The sequence below is a fragment of the Streptomyces sp. NPDC001443 genome, from assembly GCF_053597355.1.
Genome location: NZ_JBSFIA010000051.1, coordinates 14,043 through 39,883 on the forward strand (window position 1 = coordinate 14,043; position 25,841 = coordinate 39,883).

Genomic DNA, 25,841 nt, shown 5'->3' on the forward strand with positions numbered 1-25,841 from the left:
CGGTGAAGAAGACCACCAGCCCTTTAATGGAACCTGCCGTCAGGGATGATTCGCAGCCACCACAGCGCGAGCAGAACGAACTCGCCCTGCACAGTCTGCCTTTGGGCGCGGTGCGTGTCGCTCCGCTGAACGGCGAGACGACGCTGTCGTTCATGAGCAGAGTCGCCTCCCGGTACAAGCTCACGGCCAAAGAACTCATCGGCGCGCTCGTGGACGTGGGACGGCGGCCCAACCTGTTCACGGTGCGGCCCGACGGAGAAGTGGCCTTCAACGCCGAGGCCCGGGCGGTGGTCGCCGCTTTCTGCCGCATGCCCGAAGAACACCTGCACCGTGCCCTGCCGGCCTGGGGCAGAGACGGCCCTTCGAGCAGGCTCGGGAACGGGCCGGCCGCCTGGGTCCGCACCGCAGCCACTATCCCGCCGACCGGCCCCGGATGCCGGGCCTGCACCGCGACCGCCACACGAGGCCGGGAAGAAGCACGCCGCTACTTGATGCCGCACGGCCGGGTATGCGTCAAGCACCAGTGCTGGATGCTGGAAACACCCGTCGTCGACGGGGCAACGGCGGGCCCCGGGCAGTTGGACCTACGGTATGTACCGCAGAGCGGGGCGGCCCAGCGCCGTCATGTACGGCTGCTGCGGCGCTCTGCGCACGCCGGCGAAGCGTTCACCGTGGCGCAGGCAATTATGGCTTCGTGGTGGGACGAGCCCTGGCTGGAAGAGATCCTCTGGCCCGATCGGCTGCGGCTGATGGCACCCGGCAACGACCTCGCTTGGCGTGCCGCGGCGCGGGATGCGGTGACCTATCCCGAAGCCGTCACGCTGGCCGCGGCCCTCGCCGACCCGGGCCTGCAGCAGCGGCTCCTCGATGACGCGGGGCGGCATCAGCCGCACGCGCTCGCCGATGTCCCCAGCCTCGTGGACGAACTGGCTCGGCGCCTTGAGCGGCCATGGATCGCCGGTCGCCTCAGCGCCATCACGACAGGCCCGCTGAACGCCTGGGTACGCGCCTGCGTACGCACGCAGGCTGGGCACAAGCCGAAGACACGCAGCATGTGGCACGTCTCCCCGCCCCACCGGCCCGCACCGATCACCCGGCTCCTGGCCGAAACCCAGCCCGTCGACGAAGCACCCGGGAAAACGGCGTCGGAGGAGTCGTCGGCCCCAGACGCGGCCGAGACCGCCAAGGGGTTCGCGCGCGGCCTACGCCACGCCCGCACCTACGCCACCGAACACGGCCACCTCTGCATTCCTTACCGGCACGAAAAGGACGGGTTCCAACTCGGCCTGTGGCTGGCCAACCAGCGCGCCGCAGGCCCTCAGCTCTCCCCCGAGCGCAGCCAGGCCCTGGCCGCTCTTGACCCGTGGTGGAATCCTGCGTGGAGCACGCTGTGGCAGCGCATCTATCTGCGCGCACGACGGCTGCTGGACTCAGGCACCGACATCAGACCCGAGCAGGGCTTCCCGGGCACCAGCGAGAATCTCGGCACCTGGCTGTACCGGCAGTGCCAGGTCTACAGCAGCCTCCATCCCCAGCAGCGCAGACTACTGGCACAGATCGGCATCAGTGCCGAAGCCGCCCGCCACGCACTGCCGCGGCGTCGCAACCTCGCCGAGGCCCGTGACCAGGGCCTGACCAATGCACGCGCCTACTGGAAGCAGCACGGGCACCTTTGTGCGAGCGCTGCTGATACGTACGCCGGCTTCCCCATCGGCAAATGGCTGACCAACCTCCGCGTACGCGCCCGACGCGGCATTCTCGATCCCGCCCTCATGCAGCAGCTGGACGCAATGGATCCGTGGTGGGCACCGCCCTGGCCCTCCGACTGGCAGCGAGCCTGCTACACAGTGCGCGATCTTGTCCGCTCCGGCCACCCCCTCGACCCCGAAAGCGCCTTTGCAGCCTTGGATGACGAACTCGGTCAATGGCTATACACCCAATGCGCGTCCTACCCCGGCCTGGCAGTGGAACAGCGCCGACAGCTCGCGGCCGTCGGACTGACTGAGCAGACTGTCGCAACCGCCCGCCCCAACCCCGCCACCCACAGGCCGTCCCTGGAGACCGGTCTCTACTACGCCCGCTCCTACGCGGCCCAGCACGGCGACCTCAACGCATCACCCTCCGACCGGCACGAGGGCTTCCCCATCGGAAAGTGGCTGGCCCGCCAAAAGCACCAGGCCAGCCTTCACACCGCCAAGTTCGCCGCGCCCTACCCAGCCGACCCGCTGCTGGCCGCCGTCGACCCATGGTGGAACCCACCCTGGAACGGGGACTGGCAGATCAACCACCGCGCCGCCCGCAAACTCGTCGAGAACGGGATCAAACTCCTCCCTGCACAAGGTTTCCCCGGCACCCCCGACTGGACTGGGCAGTGGCTCTACACCCAGTGCGTCGCCTACCAGAACCTCCACCCGGGGCAGCAACACAGGCTCACGCAACTCGGCATCACCAGCGCGAACTCCTGCACCGCACAGCCCCGTCGCGTCACCCAGCAAGCATCATTCGACACCGGCCTTGCACACGCCCGCTCCTACGCCGCCCGGCACGGACACCTCGCCATGCCCAAGAGCACGAACCACCACGGCTACCAGCTGGGCACATGGATCGCCCACCAACGCAAACGGGCCGCCAACGGCCGACTCCCCCACCACCGCGCCGAGGCCCTCGCCGTCCTTGACTCATGGTGGAACCCGCCCTGGGGCCTACCGTGGCAAATCACCTACCATGCCGTCAGAAACGACATCCACGGCCACGCTCTGAACGCGGCCGCAGGTTTCCCCGGACTCCCTCCAGCCGCCACCAGATGGCTGCTCACCCAGTGCATCAACTATGACGACCTCCACCCGGGGCAGCAGGAACTCCTGACCGGCCTCGGCATAACACCCCAGGACGCACACGCCGCCCGCCCCCGGCAGGAAACACGCACGCGCCGCCGAACCGGCACCAGCCGGTCGCGCCCCACAACCGTCTCCTCATCCATCGACGGCGGACTGCCCTACGCCCGCTCCTACGCACACACTCACGGCGGACTCGGCACCGCCCACTACACCACCGAACACGACGGATTCCCCCTGGGCTGGTGGCTGTACGAGCAGCGCAAACGCGCCGTCGCCCACCTACGCCGCACCGGCCGGCCCTGGCCCCACGACACGCAGCTCACCGCACTCGACCCGTGTTGGAACCCACCCTGGCGGGCCTCCTGGAACTACAGCTACCACCAAGCCCACACCCACCACACCGCCGGCCGCCCATTCCCTGGCACCACGACCAAGTGGATCCGCACCCAGCAACGCGCCTGGAACCAACTCCACCCCCACCAACAACACCTCCTGACCACCCTCGGCATCCACGGACCCGTACCCCTCATCAGCTACAACAGCCGCCCAACGAAGCTGACCGGCCAACCAATAGAACTGACCAACGGACCCACGGCCACCCCGAAGCAGGAACACCACAGCTCACAGACCCCACCCAGTCCCAGCCCGCAAGCAACGTCAAGCCGCTCGCCAACACAGAGCACACCGCCAGCCCCAACCAATCAACTGATCAGCCCAGCTCAACACACCGAACACCGATCAGATTGAACGAGCCACGACACAAGCACGCCAGGAACGACAACGGCCGCCCCTGCACACTGCACAAGCCGCCCGCTCCCGGCTGCTTGCACTCGCTGCTTCCTCCGCGCCGACTCCCGCCCGGCGCATCAGCGTGAAGGCCCCGCCGACACGCAACAAGACCACACCGCCGCCTCCGATCCCCCGGCCGCACGCCCGCCCGCCCGCGCCGCCCGCCGTCCCCTTCACCTTCTCCTTCTCCTTCTCTTCTGTTGCGGGGCGGGCGCGGGGGTGTGCAGAGGGGGATGTCGGGCTCCCGACCACGCTTAGAAAGGTGTGGTGACCTGCGGATATGCCGTCGGCGGGCGGGGGGCTGCGGGCAGTTGCCAGCAGGGATGCCGGTGGGGATGTCGGCCTGGTCGGGGGTGGTGTTGTCGCATCGTGACCGTGGTGGGGTCTTGGTGGTCGTCTGTCTGGTCGGGGCCGGTTGGTGCGCTGCGTCGTGCACGCGGCGCCCGATGCAGCGGCGCCGCACCGTACGGAAGGCGGGAGTGGTCGGGCGATGACGAATGTGGATGCGGGTGGCGCGGACCGGTTGGCGCTGGCGGTGCTGGTGCAGTACCGGATGGCGACCACCGGGCAGATGCACCAGATCCTGAGCCCTGAGGTGCGTCTCGAGCAGACCCGGCGCCGGCTGGTGAAGCTGCGTAGCGAGGGGCTGGTCGACCGGATCACCTTGCCGCAGGCCGGCCGCACTCGAGTGTGGTTCCCCACCGGGTACGGGGTGCAGGTCGCTGCCGACTGGCCGGAGTTTCGTGGGCGGCGGGCGCCGAAGACCGCGTCTGACCCCACCGCGGTGCGGCTGCGGGCCGGTCATGGTCTGACGGTGACCGAGACCGGGCTCGCGTTCCTCAAGGACGCCCGTCGGCGCGATGACGTGTGCCAGCCGCTGGACTGGATCCCGGAGGTCCACCATGCGCTCGGCGGCGGCGAAGCCGTCGTCCCGGACGCGCTGCTGTTCTACCGCCGTACCCGTAACGGAGTTGACGAGGGCGAGAGCGGGGCGATGCTGCGGGCGTTCGTGGAGGTCGACCGGGCGACCATGGGCCCGGAGCGTCTGGCCGCGAAGATCGGCGCATACGCCCGCCTCCACCGCTACGCACCGGTGCCTGCCGCCCGGCGGCGGACGGCCAGTCTGGAGCCGGTCCAGGAAGAATGGCGACGCCGCTACCCGCTCTTCCCGCGGCTGCTGTTCGTCCTGGACGCCACCGGCCCGGCCGGCATCGACCATCGCATCACCGCCCTGCACGCAGCCACCCACGACACCGCCGTACACGGCTTCCTACGCGAGGTACCCGTCCTGGTGGCCCCGTTGGTCGACGTGCTGCAGGGCGGGCCCTCAGCGCTCGTATGGCGGCCCATCCAGACCCCCAACCAGCAACTCCCCTGGTTCCATCGCCGGGACACGTAGACACCAGCACACGACCGTGCGCATCTGCCCGCAGGGCCGGCCACGGTTGCCCGGACTCGGACTCGGACTCCGACCCAGACCCAGACCCAGACCCAGACCCAGACCCAGACCCAGACCCGACCACAGATCCGACCACAGATCCGACCACGGCAGGTCACAGTCCTGCGCAGCGAGCTGCGCAATCGCCGGACAACTACTGCGCACAACAGCTCAAACGCGACGCTCACCACCCCTGCCGAAAAGCTGGGCGAGCAACTCGGTGCGCAGACCGGCTGCCCCGCATTCGGTTGCGCACCGCCCGCTGCCGGTCTGCGCAGCAGCCCGACCAGGGAGGCCTTGAGTGTGTTAGCGACGGCTGAAAAGTGGACCGGGGGCGGCGCTCTCCTGACGATGCTGCCGCCGGAACCATCCCCGCGAGGGCGGGGAGCAGGTCGATCAGGCTCGGGGCCGCGGCCCGGTCGACGGGACCATCCCCGCGGGTGCGGGGAGCAGATCGAGTCCTCGAAGTACGCCCAGCCGGGCGCGGGACCATCCCCGCAGGTATGGGGAGCAGAGATCACGCTGGAGGCGCCGAACCTGTTCCGCGGGACCATCCCCGCGGGTGCGGGGAGCAGTCGAGGTCGTCTGGAGTGAGGCGGGCGAAGGTGGGACCATCCCCGCGGGGCGGGGAGCAGAGCCGCTCGGGGGACCTGCTGTCCGGCTCTTCGGGACCATCCCCGCAGGTGCGGGGAGCAGGACGAGTGCGCCGAGGTCGGAGAGAGCGAAGAGGGACCTTCCCCGCGGGTACGGGAAGCAGTCGGCCCCGGCATAGCTGGCGCCGACGTGCGCGGGACCATCCTCGCAGGTGCGGGGAGCAGTCCAGGGAGCAGCGGACGCCGGACGGCCTCCGGGGACCATCCCCGCGGGTGCGGGGAGCAGTACGGCATCCAACTCACGGCCGTGGACCCCTGGGGACCATCCCCGCGGGGGCGGGGAGCAGCGCCTCTCAGCCTCGCGCACCAACCTCCCCACGAGACCATCGCTGCGGGTGCGGGAAGCAGTCATCCACAGGTCAACCTCGACATCGAGCGGGGGACTATCCCCACAGGTGCGGGGAACCGACGGAATGCGCTGGTCAGCTGCTGCCGAGGGGCGGCCAAGAGCATTTCCCGGGCAACGGTTGATCGTTTCCCGCCTTGCACGTCAAGCAACCGACCAGGCAGCTGACCCGTTGTCGAGCGCTTCGTCGATCAGTACTGACAGGCTCTTGGTGGCATTGGACGTAAGGCGCTCCACCTTTCCCTTAAACGCATCCCACGCGTCGGCGCTGTCACCCAGTTCCCTCTGCAGCAGCAGGGCAACCTTGGCAGCCTGTGCCGTACTGCCGAGAACGATGGCGGCTGGCAGTTGCCGGAGGAGGTCGGCATCCGCGAACCGGGATGCGGCGATCGCCTCGGCGACCTGCCGCTTGTACGCCGCCGGTCCTTTGAGGGGCAGGAAAGCAGCCAGCTCGGCTCGCGGGCTCCCGCTCTCGGCCAAGACCTCATCCGCAGGTACCTGCGGACGCTCAGGTTCCTTTCGGGAGGTCCGTGCACCGTGACGCTCGCTGTGCATCTTTTCGATGGCCTGAACAACGACCTCTTCCGCTGCCTTCCGTACCTGTTCATCCGGGTGCAGGACGAAGCGAGCGGCGGCTGTGGAACTGAGCAAGGGAGCAATGCGAGCCAGAGCCACCGAGGAGAGCAAGGGGTTCATGGCCAGAGCATCGGCGGCCCTGGTCCGGCCGGCGGCCCATTCGGGATCGGGCCCCGGGCCGCGTTGCCAAGACGGGCGGGCGGCGGTCGACAGGACACTGGCGACATCGTCGAGCACCTCGGGACTGGTACACACGGCAGCGACCGGCTCGAAGTGCGACCAGTCCCACTTCGATATGCCCTTCTCCCTCGAATCAGCCAAAGCCGTTGTGGTCAACGCCGCCACCCGGGGACGGAGAACGACTCCGTGCAGAAGAAGAGCGCGAGGATGACGGTTAACGATTCTCGCGATCCGCTCAAGCTCCAACCATGCTTCCCAGCCTCGGAAGTCAGGGTCGGGGTCGGCTTCAGGAGCACCGTCGGTGAACGCCAATCTCAGGCAAGCCGACAGCGTCTCGTCGGTGAGTTCCTTCGCCTTGCTGAGCAGGAAGTTGACGATGAGGTCGGTGCTGTCGTGGTCCTTGCCACGAGCGATGAGCTCTGGCCACAGCTCCTTGGCGGACTCGGCCGACAGCAGCACCCAGATGTCGTCGTGCCATGCCTTCACCTTGGCTATCCACGCATCCTGCTCGGCTTTGCGCCGCGCATCGGAGATGACGTCTTCTTCAGGCTTCTGGGGACTGTCCCGAACGGCGGCGTCGATCAGCGCCGTACGCAGCTCACGGCCGACGTAACCCCACGACTCCGCAACGCGACGAGCCGATGCATGATCCAGCCTCTCAACGAGCAGCAGCTGAGCCTCTTGGAGGTCCCACCGCGTCCGGGCGACCTCGGTCAGAACAGTCTCAGCGCCCAGCTTGTCGGCAGCGATCAGCAGCATCTCCGTGGTCACCACAGGCGTAGCCAGTACAGCCTTGATCAGTTGCCGGTCACAAGCCTCCCGAATCAGGTGAGTGCGGGTCTCCGCTGCTACATCTGCCCGGGTGAAGAAGCGTGTTGCCGTCTCGGTGTCACCCCGCTGAGCCACGAGCCCGGCCAGGACATGCTGCTGAGAGGAGGACAACGAGGGAGCGTCGACGAGTGCTGCCCAAAACGGTTCAAGAGCCATGAGCGGACGGTAGCCGACCACACGGACCGCAAGCGAGGCAGCCCAGGCGCCAACCTTGCTCCCCCGATGGCCAGCACAATTCCGACATAGTGGCACAGGTGTCGCCGAAATAGACGAAAGCGGCCCGCTCCATGGAACCAACGAAGACTCAGCCACCGGCTGCGTGTTGGAGGTCCTGGGGACCATCCCCGCAGGTGCGGGGAGCAGGACCGCCTCTACGCGTTCTTCCACCTGATCTCGGGACCATCCCCGCGGCTGCAAGGAGCAGGACCAGCCCGTGATCCGCATGAGGTCACCCTCGGGGCCATCTTCGCGGGTGCGGGGGGCAGGACGCGTAGGCGTAGCCCGCCTCCGGTCCCCTGGGACCATCCCCGCGGGTGTGCGGGTCAACTTTCAAGCGCCTACGGTCCAATTTTTCAGCCGTCGCAGGCAGCGTGGATCGTCGGCCAGTTCGGAGACGCGTCCCCGACACGGTGGCCTGGTCCCTCCGACCTGCCAGGCGGACCATGAGTGTGCCCGCTCCAAGGAGGTTCTCGAGCGCCCATGCGCACTTGCGTGCGCCCGTATCCACGTTCGTACGGTGCGGAGCCATGTCAGCATCCACGGAAGAGGTACTCGCCCGGCTCAGTACAAAGATGCCCGTCCACGTCAGCTCGCCCGCCACCCTGGTCTCGGATACGGACAAGGCTGCCGCCGCTATCGACCGTCAGCGCGCGCAAAAGAAGAAGGACGAGAAGGAACCAAGTTCCCGCAAACCCGACCTCGGTCCGTTACGAGGCGCCGACCGACAGGATCTCGTCGCCACACCCTGGGCACTGCTCGGCATCTTCGCCCGGGCGACCACCCTCGCCCGTCAAGGACGAGGCAGAGGACTGGCCGAACACTGGCAAGGGTTGAAGTACTGCCAGGCCCTGGCCACCGGCCCCGATAACCATCTGGCCCTCACCGACGAGGGGCAGAGTCCGGAACTCTCCTACAGAGCCATGCAGGCACGTGAGCTGGGGCGGGCCTTCGGACTTGCCGTCGCGGAACGCACCGTGCGCAACCGCTTCCCAGACCACATGATCTCCACCCTGGACTCAGAAGCCATACTCCTGGCGGGCTTCGCCCGCTCCGGCCCCCGACCGTCCCTCGGCGCCCGGCCACGACCCGACTTCTTCATCGAAGCATGGCGCCCGGGCGAACCGTCCCGCGTCTTCGCGATAACAGTCAACGGCAACCATCAGAAGGCCACCAAGCGCACCGCAAAAGCCGACCGCTCGGCATTCAAACAACTGGCCAGGGGCAGCGAGCGCGCCGAGCACTTCCAACTCACCGAGTGGAACACCACGCCATGCCTCTTGATGTCCACCGAACTGCTCGCGCCGGAAGGCATCACCGTCAACGCCCTGCAGGCACCGGGCGAAGGGCTGCTTCCCGTGAGGCCGGCCACCGGGCGCGGAAGCGCGGACGCAGTCCTTTCGGAACGAAACCCTCCGTATGCCGATGCGGTAAGGGTCCCAGCTGCCGCTGGCCGCAGCGAACGGGTCCAGGACGGGTTCCTCATCCCCCGCAAGGACCTCGGCTGGTACAGCCAACTGCTCGCGCGCACCGGTGCCGCCAGCCAGCTGGCATTCGCCGGAGCGGGCACCGAGATCGCCCAGTACCTCACCGACAAACAAGGCCACAAGCACTACAGACAACAGACGTTCGCCGGCTCCTCCAGCGTCCGGGACGCACGGCACAAGATCGGTCCGACGGTGCACGTGGGAACGGACCAGGTGTTCCGCCTCAACCGGGTCCGCGTGGAGGCATTCTCCGGCATCGCCGAGGAACTGTACGAACTGCTGGTCAAGGGAGAAGTCGAGACGTACCGGAACAGAACGTACGACCTGCGCGACACCTACCCCACCAGCACCACGGCCCCGTCGTGGGGCCCCGTCTCCTACGGCAACGACGGCACCGTCATGGCCCTGCGAATCCTGCCCAACAAGGACGACAAGGAAAGCCTCTGACCGCCGACCCCATCACCGGCCAACCCCGCAGGTACGGGAAGCAGTTCAACGTCCTGCGCGCCGCCCTGCTGGTGCTGGAACCATCCCTGCGGATGCAGGGAGCAGTGGATGCAGCCGCCGTCCCTGTAGGCGCCGGGGGGACCATCCCCGCAGGTACGGGGAGCAGGCCTTGTTCTATGGGGGCTTCCGCGAGCCGGGGGGACCATCCCCGCGGGTGCGGGGAGCAGGTTGGTGAACATGGGGATCCTCACGGGTTGTGGGGACCATCCCCGCGGGTGCGGGGAGCAGCCCTCGACCAACTGCGAGGCCGAACCAAGATTGGGACCATCCCCGCGGGTGCGGGGAGCAGCTCTTGGCCGGGGCGGCTTGCTTCGCGCCCTCGGGACCATCCCCGCGGGTGCGGGGAGCAGGCCACCGGCATCCCCGCGAGCTTGACCGAGTAGGGACCATCCCCGCGGGTGCGGGGAGCAGGTGGGAGGCCGCCTCGTGACTGCCTTCCTGTTGGGACCATCCCCGCGGGTGCGGGGAGCAGGTCGCACGCTCGGTACGCCTGTCACGGTATGTCGGACCATCCCCGCGGGTGCGGGGAGCAGTCCGGGCCGGGCAGGGAGCCGACCACGACGGGGGGACCATCCCCGCGGGTGCGGGGAGCAGGTCGAGGAGGGCCTGTTTCTCTGCGGTCTGGAGGGACCATCCCCGCGGGTGCGGGGAGCAGCGGCGCTGGCAGCCGCCCTTGGACCACATCTCGGGACCATCCCCGCGGGTGCGGGGAGCAGATCTCCAGCTCATATCCGTAACTGGTGGTGGGGGGACCATCCCCGCGGGTGCGGGGAGCAGGCCGCTGCGCTGCATCGACAAGGTGGCAGCCCGGGACCATCCCCGCGGGTGCGGGGAGCAGTGGCCGCTGGCGCTGGTAAACAACCCGCGCTGGGGACCATCCCCGCGGGTGCGGGGAGCAGTCCGCACTACTGGGGTCCGTCTCCCGCTGGTGGGGACCATCCCCGCGGGTGCGGGGAGCAGTGGACGAGCTTCTCGGCCTGCTTCAGCTCCTGGGGACCATCCCCGCGGGTGCGGGGAGCAGACCACGACCGATGAAGTGCGCGAGCACGACGAGGGACCATCCCCGCGGGTGCGGGGAGCAGTGCGGCACCATCGCGGACGCCTTCTTGGTGACGGGACCATCCCCGCGGGTGCGGGGAGCAGCCGTCACCCTCCGCACTGCCGTTCGTGTTGGTGGGACCATCCCCGCGGGTGCGGGGAGCAGGACAGATGCGGCACCAGTGACGACGTGCAAGAGGGACCATCCCCGCGGATGCGGGGAGCAGAGCTGGCTCGCCGCGTACTGGCTCCACTGGGCGGGACCATCCCCGCGGGTGCGGGGAGCAGGAAGCCACTCTTCACGGGTCATCTCTCGCATGGGGACCATCCCCGCGGGTGCGGGGAGCAGTTCGAGCCAACCAGCTTCGCCGGTTGCTGGTCGGGACCATCCCCGCGGGTGCGGGGAGCAGGAGGCATGGCGCGCACCGTAGATGATCATCTGGGGACCATCCCCGCGGGTGCGGGGAGCAGACGCTGACCCGGATGGGCACGCCGTCGATCACGGGACCATCCCCGCGGGTGCGGGGAGCAGGTTGCAGACGATCCGGCCGTCGTCGTCGGTCAGGGACCATCCCCGCGGGTGCGGGGAGCAGCGGCCGGCAGCTCGAAGAGCGTGACCTTCTGGGGGACCATCCCCGCGGGTGCGGGAGCAGTTGTCGCGGCGCCCCTTGCCGGGGTTGATGGCGGGACCATCCCCGCGGGTGCGGGGAGCAGCGGCCGAGGACCACCTGCTCCGGCTGGCCGGTGGGACCATCCCCGCGGGTGCGGGGAGCAGCCGGCCGCCCCGCCCGCCCCACGGGTGGGACGGGGACCATCCCCGCGGGTGCGGGGAGCAGACGGAAGAACTTTCGTACTCACTCGCCGGGGGGGGGACCATCCCCGCGGGTGCGGGGAGCAGGCCGTCTACAACGACGGCATGAGCCGCGAGGAGGGACCATCCCCGCAGGTGCGGGGAGCAGTCCTCGGCCTTTACGTAGACCCCGGTGTAGTGGGGACCATCCCCGCGGGTGCGGGGAGCAGCGATGCAGCCTCCCGGGGAGGCCTCGGTGGCCGGGACCATCCCCGCGGGTGCGGGGAGCAGCTGGCGGATCCCGACACCTACGTGAATCCGGAGGGACCATCCCCGCGGGTGCGGGGAGCAGTTGGTAACCCCCCGGAGCGGAATCCGTGAGCGGGGACCATCCCCGCGGGTGCGGGGAGCAGGTGTGCAGGACGGAGACCAGAGCGGTGGCAGCGGGACCATCCCCACGGGTGCGGGGAGCAGGGCGGTGTCTCGCATGGTGCTGCTCCTGGCTGGGGACCATCCCCGCGGGTGCGGGGAGCAGACGCGCTCACCGCGAAGATCACTGCGGCGAAGGGGACCATCCCCGCGGGTGCGGGGAGCAGCCGAACGTCACCTACGTCGGTTCGTCGTTCTGGGGACCATCCCCGCGGGTGCGGGGAGCAGAGTGCCGTTTCGAGGCCGGACCGGATCCCGTCGGGACCATCCCCGCGGGTGCGGGGAGCAGAGCGCGGTCATCCGCTTCTCCTTGTCGATTTCGGGACCATCCCCGCGGGTGCGGGGAGCAGCGAACGCGTCGGCGTCGGTCGCGGTCGCCTCCGGGACCATCCCCGCGGGTGCGGGGAGCAGCGCGTCGGTGGAGAAGCTGTTTCGCCAGGGTGGGGACCATCCCCGCGGGTGCGGGGAGCAGACGAGCTGGCGGTCCAGCGCGGTGACGGCGTCGGGACCATCCCCGCGGGTGCGGGGAGCAGAGGCCGGGGCCCCGAAGAACACGAGGTCTCCGGGGACCATCCCCGCGGGTGCGGGGAGCAGTCGGGGTGCGCGGTGAGGGAACTGGTGTCCTTGGGACCATCCCCGCGGGTGCGGGGAGCAGCCGTCGCGGACGTCGAGCCGGAACCCGCGGTTGGGACCATCCCCGCGGGTGCGGGGAGCAGACCACCGACGGCGCCACCTCCCTGGTGTGGGAGGGACCATCCCCGCGGGTGCGGGGAGCAGGATGTTCGGAATCCCCGCCTCGGCGCAGCGCCGGGACCATCCCCGCGGGTGCGGGGAGCAGGTCGCATCGTGCGCAAATCATGATCAGTCCTTGGGACCATCCCCGCGGGTGCGGGGAGCAGGACTTCACCTGCGGGCTGTACTTCTGGATGTTGGGACCATCCCCGCGGGTGCGGGGAGCAGGACGTGCGGTCCCTGTTCAGCCAGTAGTCGGTGGGACCATCCCCGCGGGTGCGGGGAGCAGATCTCGCGCGCCATGGACAGTTCCATCTCCCAGGGACCATCCCCGCGGGTGCGGGGAGCAGTCTGAATGACCTGCAGTTTTACAGTCGTCGCCGCTGCTTTCTGACCACATTCTCAGTTTCCGACGAAAGGTTCATAACGGGCACTCCTTGTCAGCTTCTGTCGAAGCGTCGTCGTCTGGATGCTTTGCTCCAGCCAGTTGGTGGGCTCTGGGCGCCGGCAGGTGAGGTGGTGCCCGGTGATGAACGGGGCGCGTTCGGATCAGGACGGCGAATGAGAGTGATGCCCTCGTGGTCGGTGGGATGCCAGGTGTGGTCGTGGGTGCGGAAAGTGAAGCCCTGTTCGTTGTTGGTGGTGTGGGCGAGCAGGGCGCGGCCTTGGCCGGCGTACTGCTGGACTTCGTTCCAGAGAATGTCGCGGATGCGGGCAGTGGGGTTGCCGACGAACACGCCTGCTGAGATTTCGAGGAGCCAGCGGGTGAGGAAGCCGCGGAGGCCGGCGGGGCAATTGGTGAGGACGATGACGGTCACCAGAGTCCGTCCCCGTAGTCGTCGGGGCCGTCGTAGTTGAGGCCGGAGGCGACGTGGTGGCCGCCGTCGCTCTGGAGCATGACCACGTCCCGGTCCTCGCCTGTGGGGGTGACGGCGGTCGTCTGCGGCAGCAGGAGTTGTTTGATGTCGTTGACGCATTGGTTGAGGAGGGAGGTTTCGTTGATGCGGTCGCGCAGGGCGCGGCGGGTTCGGGAGCCGACGTCTTCGTCGCCGAGGGCGGCGATGTCGAAGGCGAGGGGGATGCCGATCTGGGTTTTGTAGAGGTCGGCGATGTCGAGGACGAAGGAGAGTTCGTGGCCGGAGTGGACGAAGCCGAGGGCGGGGCTGCAGCCCAGTGAGGTGACGACGGCGTGGGCGATGCCGTACATGCACTGGGCGGCGGCAGTAATGGCCTGGTTGACGGCGTCGCCACTGGTGAAGTCGCCGGGGATGTAGCGGCGGCCGCGCCACGGTATGCCGGTGCGGGCGGCCTGGGCGCGGTAGCAGTCTTTGACTCTCTTGCCTTCGTGGCCGAGGAGTTCGCGTCGGGTGAGGCTGGCGGGGTCTTCGTCGGGGAAGCGCAGGCGGTACATCGCGCGGGCGACGGCCAGGCGGGTGCGGGGGTTGGCCCACTGCTGGGCCTGGGCTTCCATCAGGGCGGAGGAGCGGGTCAGGGCGCGGCCGGAGGCGTAGTAGCGCACGCCGTGTTCGCCGACCCAGGCAACGGCGGCGCCGGTTTCCCCCAGAACACTCATGGCCTGGTGGGTGACGCGGGTACCAGGGCCGAGCAGGAGGGTGCCGATGGTGGCGGCGGGGATGTGGGTGGTGCCTTCGGCGTCCTGGGCGGTGATGGCGTTGGCATCCCGGTGGACGGTGCAGCGTTCCAGATAGATGAAAGAGAGACGGTCCTCGGTGCGGGTGAGATGTCTCGGGGTCAGAGCGGGGCGTCGGGAGACCGTACTCACGGGCTGGCCGGTGGGGTGGATGGGGTGAGGGGCGCGAGTGTGAGGAGACCGCAGCCGTAGGCCTTGGCCCGGCCGATGCCGTGGATGAGCGCGTGGCGTAGGGCGGTGGGGTCGGTGACTTCGAGGCGGCCGTCGTAGGTGACGGTGACGAGGGTGACGGGTTTGCTGTTCCTGTTTCCGTCGGTGCTTCTGGACTTGTCGAAGGAGCGGTTGTTGTGGTCCCGGACGGTGAGTTCGTACTGGTCGCCGTGGTGCTCGTGCTTGCCGTGGTAGGTCGTTCCGGAAGGCAGCAGCCGCTTGTCGTGACTCTTTTCCAGGATGCGGAAGCCGCAGCGTTCCTGGCGTTCGAGCAGCCATCGCATCTGGTGGACGGGGGTGAGGTGGGCGGTGACTTTGCGGGGTTCGCTGTCTTTGCGGCGGATGGTGTGGACCGGGTTGGCGGTCAGCCGGAAGGCCCAGTTCTCGCCCGCGGTCAGCTTCTCCAGGAGCGGTGTGTAGGGCTTGGTCTGCCATCCGGGGGTGTCGGGGCTGGCGACTGCCGGCCAGCCTGCCTGTTCGACCAGATGGGTCAGGTCCGGGCGGTCGGGGCTGACGATGTAGAGGATCACCTCGGCGCGGGCCTGGTGGTCCAGCCGCCACAGCACGCGCGGCCCGTGCGGGTTGGGGGCGTCGGTGGGCAGGAGGGCGGGGAACGAGGACATGACGGCGGCGTGCATGGCCTGCGGCGAGGACAGCAGGCGCCGGGCGCCGGGCCGCGCCGTGTTGACGCGGAAACGGGAGAGGAACATCAGCTGCTCTCATCCTCCAGAGCATCGAACGGGTCATGTGCCGGGGCGCCGGCCGCGCCACCGGGCAGGGGCACGGTGGTGGTGACGACGGTGCGCAGGGCGTGCCGGCGGTGTGCGGCGGTGAAGCTGAGCGGCTGGTCGCGCAGGGTGTCCGCGCCGGCGTGTTCGAAGGCTGCTGCTTCGCGCAGCACGGTCAGTGCTTGCGGGGCCTGGTGGCGGTGCTGTCTGCGATACCAGGCAGAGGCTTGCCAGGGCACTTGTGCCAGCACGCTCTCGAGCCGGGCGTCTTCATACAGGCCCAGCTCGAGCTGCTCGGCCGGCGGGCAGGAACGCCGGCCGAGGAACGGCGCATACACCGGGTTCTGGAGGGCGGTGTAGGACTGTGCCAGCAGGGTGTGTTCGCCTTCCAGGGCGGCGACGAAGACGGCGTCCGCGAGGTAGAAGCGCTCCGTGAGCGGCATCGACTTGCCGCTGACTGCGTGGTGGGCGGTGTGGAAGTCCCGGATGCGGGTGCCGGGCTGGTCGATGCGGACACCGAACCGCAGTGCGGCTAGGGGCGCGAGGGCATGGTCGTCGCTGCGTTCGATGCCTGCGGCGGCAGCGAGCAGGCCGATGACGCCGCTTTTGGTGGGGGCGGATTCGGTGGTGCGGCGGGTGAAACGGGAGGAGGCCCCCCAGGACTGCAGGGGGCCTGCCAGACGCAGGACGAGGACGCTGCTCACGCGGGCTGCTCCAGCCGCTGCGCAACAGCGTGGCCGACGGCGGTGACGAGGTCGCCGAGCGTGTCGGACTCGGTGCCAAGGCTAGCGAGTTTGAGGGTGTTGGGTCCGACGCGCAGCACCCAGGTGAGGGTGGATTCCTCGTGGCTGTAGGCGCGTTCGATGTCGGGGATGTAGGCGGCGAGGCGGTCGCAGGCTTCGCGGACGTGGCCGCCCTGGTCGCCGCGGATGGGGTCTTCGAATGCGGCGACGAAGCTGATCGGGCGGGTGGTGCGCAGTTTGACGACGACGGCGTCGGGCAGGGTGTGGTGGCCGAACGTGTTGATTTTTCCGGTGGGCAGTGAGGCGATGAAGCTGTGCACGAACGCCTCCACGGCGCGGCGCACGGGCTCGGTGCGCGGCTCGTCCTCGCGCAGTCCCTCGCCGAGGTTCGCGGCGAGCTGGTGCACGCCCAGGGCGGCGTAGCGGTAGAGGGTGGCGGAGTTGAAGTCGACGGTGCCGATCATTCCGGCGCCGGTCTCCTCCTCGGTGTTCTCATCGTCGACAGCGGTGTAGTAGTCGGATTCGTTCTCTACCCGGTGGACGCTGAGGGCGTGGGCGACCTGGACCGCGGCATCCACGTTGAAGTCGGCGCTGTCGGCGACCATCCGCCCGAACAGGCTGATGTCGACGGAGTGACGGCTGTCCGCGATCTCCTTGGCCTTGTCTTTGTTTGCCTTCTCCTTGAAGAACGCGGTGATGTCGGCGGCACCGTCGACGGCGTGGCGGGCCAGGCCGTCGAGCTGGCGGGAGCTGAGGAAGACCAGGTACTTCGCCTCCGGCGTCGGGGCGGCCCCGCTGTCCTTGGCGGCGTCCGCTTTCCGCTTGGGCACCTCGGTCTTCAGCCCGGTCGCCTGCACTGTCGCGTTGGCCAGCTCGAGCGCCTGCTGCCCGTGCAGGGACTCGTCCAGCGCGGCGATCCGCTCGGCCAGCACCTCCACCACCTTCTTCGTCCGCACCCCGAGCTCACCGGGGTCAAGGAGGCGCTCATCACCGAAGTAGGTGCGGGTGGCCCGCTTCCACGCCTGGCTGGAGACCCGGGCGCGCGGCACGCCCCCGTAGACGGCGGTCTTCGGCGCGCCGGTGTCATCCCTGTTGAGGTTGCTGGGCGGGATGGTCTGCAGGGCGTGCACGTCCAGGAAAATGCGGTTCACGAGGCGTCCTTGTCACGGTTCGTGGGGCGGGAGAGGTGGTCGTCGGCGTTCTGGGGCGGGGGGTTGTCGTTTTCTTCCTGCCAGGCGTGGAAGGAGCGGCCCCATTCGCGGCGGACCGTGCCGGCGCCGCCGGGCCACTGCCAGCTGTAGAGCTGTCCGGCGAGCAGGCCGTAGTTGAGGGGGATGTCGGCGCGGCGCAGCAGGACGACCAGGTCACGCAGTCGCTGCGTCAGGCTGGTCAGGTCGGCTGCGGTGCCGGCCCTCACCAGGCGTTTGCGCACGGGTTCGTCGATGCCGCTGGGCGGCATGAGGCGGTGGACGGCCGCGCCCAGTGCGGCCGACCGCTTCGAGGTGTGCATGCGCGCGCTGCGGGACTGCTGGTGCAGCGCCCACAGGGTGAGGGCTGCGTGCAGGGCGTTCTCCGCCCGCACCAGTTCCTCCTCGCTCAGGGACCGTGCGTTGTCCCGGCGGGTGTGCAGCGGTGAGGTGTCGACCAGCGTCCACAAATCGGGCAGGTCGGCTGCGTCGCGGCCTGCGCCGCGGCGCAGTCGGGCGAGCGCTGCGACGTCGGCGGGGCGGTCTTTGAGGTAGCCCTCCTGCCACATGGTGATCTGTGTTGCGGCCAGCTCGGCGACCCGTGTGCGCACGGTCGGCGATGCGGTCGTGGTGGTGGTCATGCGGACACCTTCGGGTCGGTCACTGATACGGCGTGCTCCACTTGTTCGCGCGCCTGCGGGGTGGCGGGCCCCGGCAGCGCGGGGCTGCGCTCGGGCGTGGTGTCCCGCGGGTACGCGCCGGGCAGGACACGGGCCAGGCGGCCACGGAACCATTTGTCGGCCAGGCCCGCGTTGAGCCACTGCGTGCCCTTGTTGTCGGTGACGGTCCTGCCCTGCCAGGCGGCGTCCCCGGCCTGCGCGATGAGCTGGCTGCCGAGCGGGCTGATCATGCGGCGCACCTCGCACTGCCAGACGCGGCGCCACGCGAACGGATCACGGCCGTCCTGTGTGAGAGCCAGCAGCCAGGCACGGTAGGGGCCTTCCAAGGCGGCGAAGCCCAGTTCTCGCGCGACCGACCGCGGTCCCTGCTCCTGCGAACCTGCCGCACGCGCCAGATCGGCGGCCAGGTCACCGAGCGCGCGGACCGCGAGTTCGGCGTCCTCGGCCGCATCGATCGCCTGCCGGGCACAGGTACGCTCCTGCCGGTGCAGCAGCACCACCGGCATGACGAGCCGGTCGTCGACCACCTCATCGATCACGGACTGCTGCGTCCCATACACGGCGCCCACGATCCGGGCCCTGATCAGGAAACCGTGTGGCAGTTCCCCCTCGGTGACCAGCCGGGCAACCCACTCCAGGATCCCGGGCCGTAGATACGCGGCAGCCTCCGCGCCCTGCGTGTTCTGCGCACGGTCAGCGACGAGCGAGGCAATGCCCCGCCAGGCAGAGCGCGCCGGATCATGCTCTCTCGGCAGATAAATGGGTGACTGGCCCAGCTTCTTCTCCTGGGCCAGGCTGCGCCGCCAGGCGGTCATCGGCTCCCGCCGGTGGGCGTTGCGGGAAACGAGCGGATCGCCGTAGCCGAGGACCACGCCGTGCACACTGCTTCCGTCGTGGTGCAGGCGCACCCGGCGCGACTGCCACGTGTACAGGTCTCGCACACCGGTCGGGGTGCGTTCGCTGCCGCCGGGGCCGCACGGCTCACGCCGCCACGCCGGCCGGTCAACGCTGGTGAACTCCATTGTGTCGGTGTCGGCCGCCACCAGGTTCAGCAGCAGCGTCTCCCGCAGCGTGTCACCCTCCACGAAGACACCGCCGAGACTGCCGGCCCATCCCGTGCCCAGCGGATACACCTTGCCGCCCTTGACCCGGCCGTCGCCCACCGCACCGGACTTGATCCCGGAGGTGTCGAACGCGTGGGCGTGCACGACCCAGCGGGCCGCCTCGGCGAACGTCAGCCGCTGCACGGTGGGCATCCGGGCGGTGAAGAACGGCTCGCCGTTGGGCACATCGGCCACGATCCGCGCGAGTGAGAAAACCTCGTCCTTCGCCGTGCGCAGCTGCGCGGTCTGGAAGAACGGCGCCGTCGGGTGGAGCAGATCGAACCGTTCACGGTGCTCGTCCAGATAGGCGCCCACGCCGGCGAAGCACTCCGCATCGCTCCACAGGTCCGCCCAGTGCTCGATGTCGCGCGGCCCGGCGAGTGCGTCGTGGGCGACGGCCAGCAGCAGGCGCAGCAGAGCGAACTCCTGTGTGGGCAGCTCCCCCACGATCCGGCGCACCTCAGCGGCGTGGGCGAACACTTCTCGCAGTGACAGCTCTCTTTGCACGCCGTCCAGGCCGAGGACCTCGATCCACGGCCGGCTCGTCAGATCGAAACACGCAGCATCGTCCGTGCTGCTGCCGATCGGTTCAGACACGGGTCACCTCCAGGCCGTCCAGCGGGCTGTAGCGAAGGGCAAAGCCTGCCAGCTGGGTCTGACAATCCTCATCGAGCGCAAGAATCAGCTGGCCGGCGAGCCACGGGCTGTCCTTGTGCTGCCACGCCTGCACGTGCAGCTGCTCCAGCTCCTCGATCGCCCGGTCCATCGTCTCGGCGTAGGAGAACTGGATGGGCAGCCGAAGCCCGCAACTCGCTGCCGTGCGCGCCGTGAACGATGCGGGTATCTGCTCCTGCGGCAGGTCCAGCCCGCTACGCCGGCGCCCCTTCGCATCGGCGTCCAGCCAGGGCAGCGTGGCGAGCGTGCCGTCGGAACGGCGTTGTACCACCACGACTTCCAAACTCTCGCGGCTGTCACGGACCTGCGCCCGCCCGGCGCGGGTGTCGTCCGCGTCGCCGACCCCGGCCGCCACCCAGCCGAACAGCGGTCGGCCCGCACGGCCGACGTCACCGAGGCGGAACACCGCCGCGCGCTCCGCCTGATCCGCACGGTGCCGCTCGAACCGTTCCCGCGCCTCCTCAAGCGCCGGCGCCCACTCCTGCGGCCCCACCGGAGCCGACCCGTAGGCACCCTGCACCAGCGGGCTGATGTCGGCGGGCAGCCGCACCGGCTGGCCGTCCAGATGAGGAAGCAGCACCGCAGCCGACCGCAGCAGCGCATACGCCCCGTACACGGCGACCGACCCGCGCACCGCGACCGGCACCGGCGCGTCCCAGTCCGCCCCGGTCAGCAGGCACCGCGCCACGCGCAGCCGCACCGGCCGCTGCGCCTGGCCCTCGCCGCGCTGATGGCGGTGGAGCCGGCCCATCCGCTGCAGCAGCAGATCCACCGGACACAGATCACTGACCAGGAGATCGAAATCGACGTCCAGGGACTGCTCGGCCACCTGGCTGGCCACCACGATGTGCCGGCCCCCCGGACGTCCCGTCGCCCTGCCCGGCGGACCGAACCGCCGCAGCAGATCACTGTCCTTCGCCGCCCGGTCGACATCGACGAAACACGAGTGCGCCACCGTCACGTCCTGCTCACCGAACCGCTCGCGCAGCACCCGCGCCGTCTCCAGGACCCGCTTGACCGTGTTCCGCACGACCAGCACGCACCCGCCGTCGGCCAGCTCCGCCTCCAGCCGGTCAACCAGAACATCCAGGCCGTCCGCCATACGCTCCACCCGGACATCCGTGCCGCGGGCCGACGCCACGGGCTGACGCACCACCGGCCGGCCGCCCGGCGACACAGCCGTCAGCAGCGGATACGCCACCTCGCCTGCCACACTCTCAGGCTCTGTGCCAGGCATGCCGGCGTACGCCTCGACCAGCTGCCGACGACGTGCGGCCGGCAGCGTCGCCGACAGCACCACCACCGGAACCCGGTACGCACCCAGCCACGCCAGCACCCGGTCCAGATAGACACTCATGTACGTGTCGTAGGCGTGTGCCTCGTCGATCACCACGACCTTGCCCGCCACCGCCAGATGACGAAGCGCCAGGTGACGGCTCTTCAGTCCAGCGAACAGCAGCTGATCGACCGTGCCGGCCACGAATGACGCCAGCATCGCCTTCTTACGACCCCGCAGCCACGCATGCGCCACCAACTCCGCACCCGCAAACGCCGCCGCCTCCTGCACGCCTCGTGCCGCCGGCACGGCAGCGTCCACGTCCACCGCCGCCACCCGCCCGCCCTCGGCCAGCAGACCGGCGAAGGTCTCGTTCAGCGCGGCTTTGGAATGCGCAAGGTGCACGGAGTGCCGGCCGCCGCCCTCGTCGGGAAGCTGCTGCAGCCATTCCAGCAGCCGCGGGAACATCGCATTGCCCGTCGCCATCGTCGGCAACGCGAAGAACACACCGCCCGCGCCCGAACGCGCCGCGAAGACCTCCGCCACAGCGAGCGCCGCCTCGGTCTTGCCCTCCCCCATCGGCGCCTCGATGACCATCAGCCCTGGCGCATCCATCCCCCGCGCCAGCCCCACCGCCGCTTCCTGCACCGGCCGGACCTGCGCCCCCGGCGCAAACCCGAATCGGGACGCAAACCACTCCTGCACATCGCCCACAGGCTCCACCGCCCGCCACGCAGGCGGTAGATCCAGCCCCCGCCACGCCGCGGCCAGCCGCTCCTTCCCGTCACACGCGGCAGCCTGCGGGAAGTACGGGAAGAGATCCGGATTGCTGGCGATCCAGTCGGAGACGATGACCAACGCCGTCAGCAGCACCTGCACCGGCTGCGGCAGCTTCACCGCCTGCCACGGCCCAAGCCGGTCCCGCACGCCGAAGACATCAGCACACGCATCCAGCAGCTCGGTCTGCACCTGCCGCCACACCCCGCTGCTGCAGCCCGGCGTACGCAGCAACTCCTCATGGTCATACAACGTTTTGATCTGACCACTCTCCGGCGGCACTCCATGATGCCCGCCCACAGCAACCGTGAACTGGCCCGTCTGCCGCGCCGCCCACCCCTGCCGCTCCTGCAGCCACTCCCCCAACAGCACCTGCCCGGCCAGCCCATGCGGCGCCAGCCGCCGATCCGGCCCCATCGCCCGACCAGACCGCATCTCCAGCCCCTGCGCCCGCATCACGTCAGCAAGCTGCTCAACCTGACAAGCGAAAGCTGGTGTCGCCTTCCCGATGTCATGCACACCGGCAAGCCACACCACGAGCCTCCGCCCGTCCACCTCCCCAGCAGGCAGCACCCCGGCAATCAGCCGCCGCACACCAACCGGCAGCCACTCATCCCACAACAACCCCGCAACAGCCGCACTGTCCTCCATATGCCGCCACAACGGCAGCCAGCCATCGGTGTCGCGATCATGCTTCGCCCACACCGATCTGGCCGGCCCTGCGAGCCGACGGCTCAGCTCTGTCTGCAACGCACCCCCCTGCGTCGGTTGTGTCTGATGAATACAGCAAGCACCGGCACAAAGTGGCCACTTCCGGCGTAATCGCCCGCCGCCACCCGCTGCATCCCGTCATGCGGACGCGCCGTAGCCCACCTGCGCGGCGCCAACTGCACTGTGTGCAGGCACGTTTGACACCACGAAGCCCATACCTCGATTATCGCCACCAACACAGCAACGATTCAAGGGGGAAGAGTGTCTGGGTGGATGCGATGGCTAGCCGTGATCGCAGGAGTGATCGTCACCTTCTGGTCGGGTCTGGTGCTAGGCCGGTGGCTGCCCTTGGGGGGACCTGATGACGACGGAATCAGGTGGGGAATCGCCACAGCACTGGCGAGTGCCGTTTCCGCCGTCGCCGTCCCGCCCCTGGTCCGCTGGGCTGAAACGAAACCCGACCCGTCAACAGAACCATGAATCCTCGAAGACCACCCGCTGCAAGGATGACCGGCAACCCGGCTAAGCTCACTGACCAGCAGAACCTTCAACAACAATGAAACGCACACCCTGCTCCCCGCCCACATGGGGATGGTCCCGATTCCAGGGGCATTATGACCCTGCTCCCCGCACCCGCGGGGATAATCTCCAGCCCCGCGCAATCCGGGGCTCTCGCAGGCCTGCTCCCCGCACCCGCGGGGATGGTCCCGCGTTCGGACATGAGGGGTGTGCCTCTCGTATCTGCTCCCCGCACCCGCGGGGATGGTCCCCCTGAAACCGCGCGACCGTCGAGGTCCGCGCCGTACCCCAAATAGTCTGCACAGCGCAGCACTCGGTCACTGCGGCGGCGAACGCTGCTACCTCCGGCGCGCCGGACGCACGCCGTGGTGAACGGCCGCCGCCGCTGGGACTGCCCGCGACGGCACGCCCTCAGCGCCCCAGCCACAACGCGCCTCCCATCGAACCCGCAAAGCCACTCAGCAGAGCAAGTACGAAGTACGGCACACGCTGAACAGTCAGGTGCACGCCGCCGATGCGCAGTTCCAGCAGGGAAGTCGTTTTCTCGACTCGATGCTGCTTACCACTCATGACGGACTCTCCGTTCGTCGGCGCCCCGAGCGGGCTGCCTTCGAGCTTCGACCGGCACCGCTGATGCGGAAGCGCGAACAGCCGGTTCCCGGCAGATGGAATCAGGAAACTACTCCAAGGTGGCGCAGCCGCTCAGTGCGGCATCGTTCGTGTGGGTCGAGGAAAGAGTTCGAACGCAACATGGTCCGCCAGCTCTTGGTCCCCGCCGCGGACCTGAAGGTTACGGACGAGGCCGGGATACTGCGTGGTTCCAATGTGTACGGCAGTGGCCTGCGACGGGCTATGCGGTAGCGCGGACCATCACCGTCAACACCGGCGAGGCTGGCGACGGCTGGCTCTGGCCGATGTCTCCGTAGCCCCACGACCTGTAGAGGTCGTGGACCTTGCCGTCGCCGGCGGCCGGGTTGACCATGAGCGTGACGTACGGCTCGTCTCGTACGGCAAGCAGAGCGTCGTGGATGCGACGGGCCGTGCCGGTCTTGCGCCAGGCCGGGCCGACACCGATCTCCTTGAGGGCCACTGCCGGCCGCTCGGTGTACCTCTGCGCCGGCGTCGGGCTGGTGCGCTGCCAGTACCGATCGCCGTGCTCGATGGTGTTGCCATAGGCGTAGCCCACCGGCCGGCCGGCCGCATACGCCAGGACAGCCGTGAATCCGGGTTCGCCGCCATGCCGGTCCAGGCGCTCGCCGAACGCGGTCACCGCGTAGTTCGGCAGGTGGAGCAGCGGTGCACGTACCTCGGCGTACACGTCGAGGACGTCACCGCGGATGGCTCCGAGGGCGGTGAAGGTTCGCAACTCGAGGGCGGAGGCCGTGGTCATGCGGACATCTTCCAGTCGGCGGTGTGCTCGGTCCAGGTTTGGCTCGCAGTGCTGTTGGGCGCGGTGGCGCGCAGGGCAGCCCCGAACTCTTGCAGCATGCGTGAGACGCGTGCGTGTCGGGTGGCGGCGTCGGCGGGGACCTGTCTCGCGGTGGCTGTGGCGGTCTCGGCGTCGCCTTGGGCGAGCTGGGCGTGGGCGAGCCGGGTGGTGGTGATGGCCCGGGAGCGGGCCATGTGGGGCCGCAGGGCGGCCAGACAGCGGTGCGCGTGGAACTCGGCGGTTGGGTAGTCGCCGAGGGCGAGGTATGCCGAGAGAGCCAGGTGGTCCAGCTCTGCTTGGTCGTAGAAGGCGAGCAGCCAGACGGGCCGGTGGTCGGCGGGGTCGGCGCGCAGCATGGCGTCCTGGGCTTGATCGAGTGCGCGGCGGGTGCCGGCACGGTCGTGCGCGGCGCCGTGGATGGCGCCCTGTCGCACCAGGCCGAGGGAGGCGAACAGAGGGTCTTTGCGGGTGAGGTGGAGGTTGCGGGCGACGTCGTTGGCGGCGAAGGCGTCGGCGGGGCGGCCCATGTGGCGGTACAGGGTGCCGGCGTGGCTCCAGATGCGGAATTTGATCGCCTGGTCGCCGGACATCTCGGCAAGCGTTTGGGCTTCTCGCATGTGTCCTTTGGCGATGTCGTAGCGTCGGCCGTCCATGGCGGCCCACATCGCCGAGGAGCGGAAGGCGGCTGCGGAGGCGTACAGGCTGCTGCGCACGCGTTGGGTGGCGCTGCCGGCGTTCTGGAGGTTCAGTGCCTCGTCGGCAAGTGCGGCGGCGCGCTGCTCGATGCCGAGGTGTCCGCCGTGTCGGTGGTCGCTGGCGATGATCTCGGCGAAGCGCTGGGTCAGCCGGTTGACGTCGCTCATCCCGATGCGGCGCGGGGAGGCGGTGCCGGGCGCTGCGGCTGCTGCGGCAGTCGCGGCGATGCCGCCGACCAGGGTGCGACGCTTCATGTCGGGATCCTTCTGCTGCTGGAGCGTTGCGGGTGAGAGAGAGGGCCGACTCCGTGGCACGAACCCCAGAGCGACAGCGGGCAGGCCGCTGACGTCCTCGAGTGCTCTGCGCGTAGCCGACTTGGGCCAGGTGACCCGGCCCGCCTTCCAGGCGCGGACCGATGAGCCGTCAAGGCCGCCCGGCCGTCCGGTCAGCCTCTCTAACGCCGTGTTCACAGCGTCGGCAAGGCTGTTGGAGCTGTAGCCGTGCTCGGCCATCCACGCTTCAAGAACCGTGTTGCGCGTGGTGTCCATGCACGCACCGTAGCTCCAGAACTGGCCCACCGACCAGGTAAACGGGTGGTCAAATCACC

Annotated in this window: 15 protein-coding genes and 2 CRISPR repeat arrays; of the genes, 3 read left to right on the top strand and 12 right to left on the bottom strand. The window is 69.2% G+C overall.

From position 1 onward, the window contains the following. Positions 1–2 precede the first annotated feature (2 nt). On the top strand, positions 3–3,584 hold the full coding sequence (locus ACWC24_RS36745) for a helicase associated domain-containing protein (RefSeq protein WP_450667251.1): 3,582 nt from the start codon (positions 3–5) through the stop codon (positions 3,582–3,584). A gap of 532 nt (positions 3,585–4,116) precedes the next feature. Further along, on the top strand, positions 4,117–5,025 hold the full coding sequence (locus ACWC24_RS36750; RefSeq protein ID WP_450667252.1) for a replication-relaxation family protein: 909 nt from the start codon (positions 4,117–4,119) through the stop codon (positions 5,023–5,025). 1,182 nt (positions 5,026–6,207) lie between these two features. Here ACWC24_RS36750 and ACWC24_RS36755 read toward each other — a convergent pair. Further along, complete coding sequence (locus ACWC24_RS36755) at positions 6,208–7,806, bottom strand: hypothetical protein (RefSeq protein WP_450667253.1); 1,599 nt, start codon at positions 7,804–7,806, stop codon at positions 6,208–6,210. A gap of 590 nt (positions 7,807–8,396) precedes the next feature. On the opposite strand from ACWC24_RS36755, the gene ACWC24_RS36760 reads away from it, so the two are divergent. Beyond that, entirely contained in the window at positions 8,397–9,800 is a 1,404-nt protein-coding gene (locus ACWC24_RS36760; RefSeq protein WP_450667254.1) for a hypothetical protein, read from the top strand. 76 nt (positions 9,801–9,876) lie between these two features. After that, positions 9,877–11,492: direct repeats of the CRISPR family, unit length 29 nt; unit sequence GGGACCATCCCCGCGGGTGCGGGGAGCAG. Positions 11,493–11,583: 91 nt separating this feature from the next. Next, positions 11,584–13,199: direct repeats of the CRISPR family, unit length 29 nt; unit sequence GGGACCATCCCCGCGGGTGCGGGGAGCAG. A gap of 90 nt (positions 13,200–13,289) precedes the next feature. Here the strand turns inward: ACWC24_RS36760 and cas2e are convergent. The 11 genes from cas2e to ACWC24_RS36815 all read right to left on the bottom strand — a co-directional run bounded on the left by cas2e (position 13,290) and on the right by ACWC24_RS36815 (position 25,782). After that, positions 13,290–13,667, bottom strand: a complete 378-nt coding sequence (gene cas2e, locus ACWC24_RS36765; RefSeq protein WP_450667255.1) for a type I-E CRISPR-associated endoribonuclease Cas2e — start codon at positions 13,665–13,667, stop codon at positions 13,290–13,292. Further along, complete coding sequence (cas1e, locus tag ACWC24_RS36770) at positions 13,664–14,632, bottom strand: type I-E CRISPR-associated endonuclease Cas1e (protein WP_450667256.1); 969 nt, start codon at positions 14,630–14,632, stop codon at positions 13,664–13,666. Before cas1e ends, cas2e begins: the two co-directional genes overlap by 4 nt. Further along, the gene (cas6e, locus tag ACWC24_RS36775; RefSeq protein ID WP_450667257.1) at positions 14,629–15,420 is read right to left on the bottom strand and encodes a type I-E CRISPR-associated protein Cas6/Cse3/CasE; all 792 of its coding nucleotides are present in this window, start codon (positions 15,418–15,420) and stop codon (positions 14,629–14,631) included. Before cas6e ends, cas1e begins: the two co-directional genes overlap by 4 nt. Continuing rightward, positions 15,420–16,142 (bottom strand): type I-E CRISPR-associated protein Cas5/CasD, encoded by a 723-nt coding sequence (gene cas5e, locus ACWC24_RS36780; RefSeq protein ID WP_450667258.1) that lies wholly within the window; start codon positions 16,140–16,142, stop codon positions 15,420–15,422. The genes cas6e and cas5e overlap by 1 nt, the downstream gene beginning before the upstream one ends. After that, the gene (gene cas7e, locus ACWC24_RS36785) at positions 16,139–17,332 is read right to left on the bottom strand and encodes a type I-E CRISPR-associated protein Cas7/Cse4/CasC (protein WP_450667259.1); all 1,194 of its coding nucleotides are present in this window, start codon (positions 17,330–17,332) and stop codon (positions 16,139–16,141) included. The genes cas5e and cas7e overlap by 4 nt, the downstream gene beginning before the upstream one ends. Continuing rightward, on the bottom strand, positions 17,329–18,009 hold the full coding sequence (casB, locus tag ACWC24_RS36790) for a type I-E CRISPR-associated protein Cse2/CasB (RefSeq protein WP_450667260.1): 681 nt from the start codon (positions 18,007–18,009) through the stop codon (positions 17,329–17,331). The genes cas7e and casB overlap by 4 nt, the downstream gene beginning before the upstream one ends. Then, positions 18,006–19,748: a type I-E CRISPR-associated protein Cse1/CasA gene (gene casA / locus ACWC24_RS36795; protein WP_450667261.1), complete on the bottom strand. Its 1,743-nt coding sequence runs from the start codon at positions 19,746–19,748 to the stop codon at positions 18,006–18,008. The genes casB and casA overlap by 4 nt, the downstream gene beginning before the upstream one ends. Next, the gene (cas3, locus tag ACWC24_RS36800; protein ID WP_450667280.1) at positions 19,741–22,530 is read right to left on the bottom strand and encodes a CRISPR-associated helicase Cas3'; all 2,790 of its coding nucleotides are present in this window, start codon (positions 22,528–22,530) and stop codon (positions 19,741–19,743) included. The genes casA and cas3 overlap by 8 nt, the downstream gene beginning before the upstream one ends. A 990-nt stretch (positions 22,531–23,520) precedes the next feature. Continuing rightward, positions 23,521–23,679, bottom strand: coding sequence for a hypothetical protein (locus ACWC24_RS36805; RefSeq protein WP_450667262.1), 159 nt, complete (start codon positions 23,677–23,679; stop codon positions 23,521–23,523). A 280-nt stretch (positions 23,680–23,959) separates the two neighbouring features. After that, the gene (locus ACWC24_RS36810; protein ID WP_450667263.1) at positions 23,960–24,499 is read right to left on the bottom strand and encodes a GNAT family N-acetyltransferase; all 540 of its coding nucleotides are present in this window, start codon (positions 24,497–24,499) and stop codon (positions 23,960–23,962) included. Further along, positions 24,496–25,782, bottom strand: coding sequence for an XRE family transcriptional regulator (locus ACWC24_RS36815; RefSeq protein ID WP_450667264.1), 1,287 nt, complete (start codon positions 25,780–25,782; stop codon positions 24,496–24,498). Before ACWC24_RS36815 ends, ACWC24_RS36810 begins: the two co-directional genes overlap by 4 nt. Between the last annotated feature and the right edge of the window lie 59 nt (positions 25,783–25,841).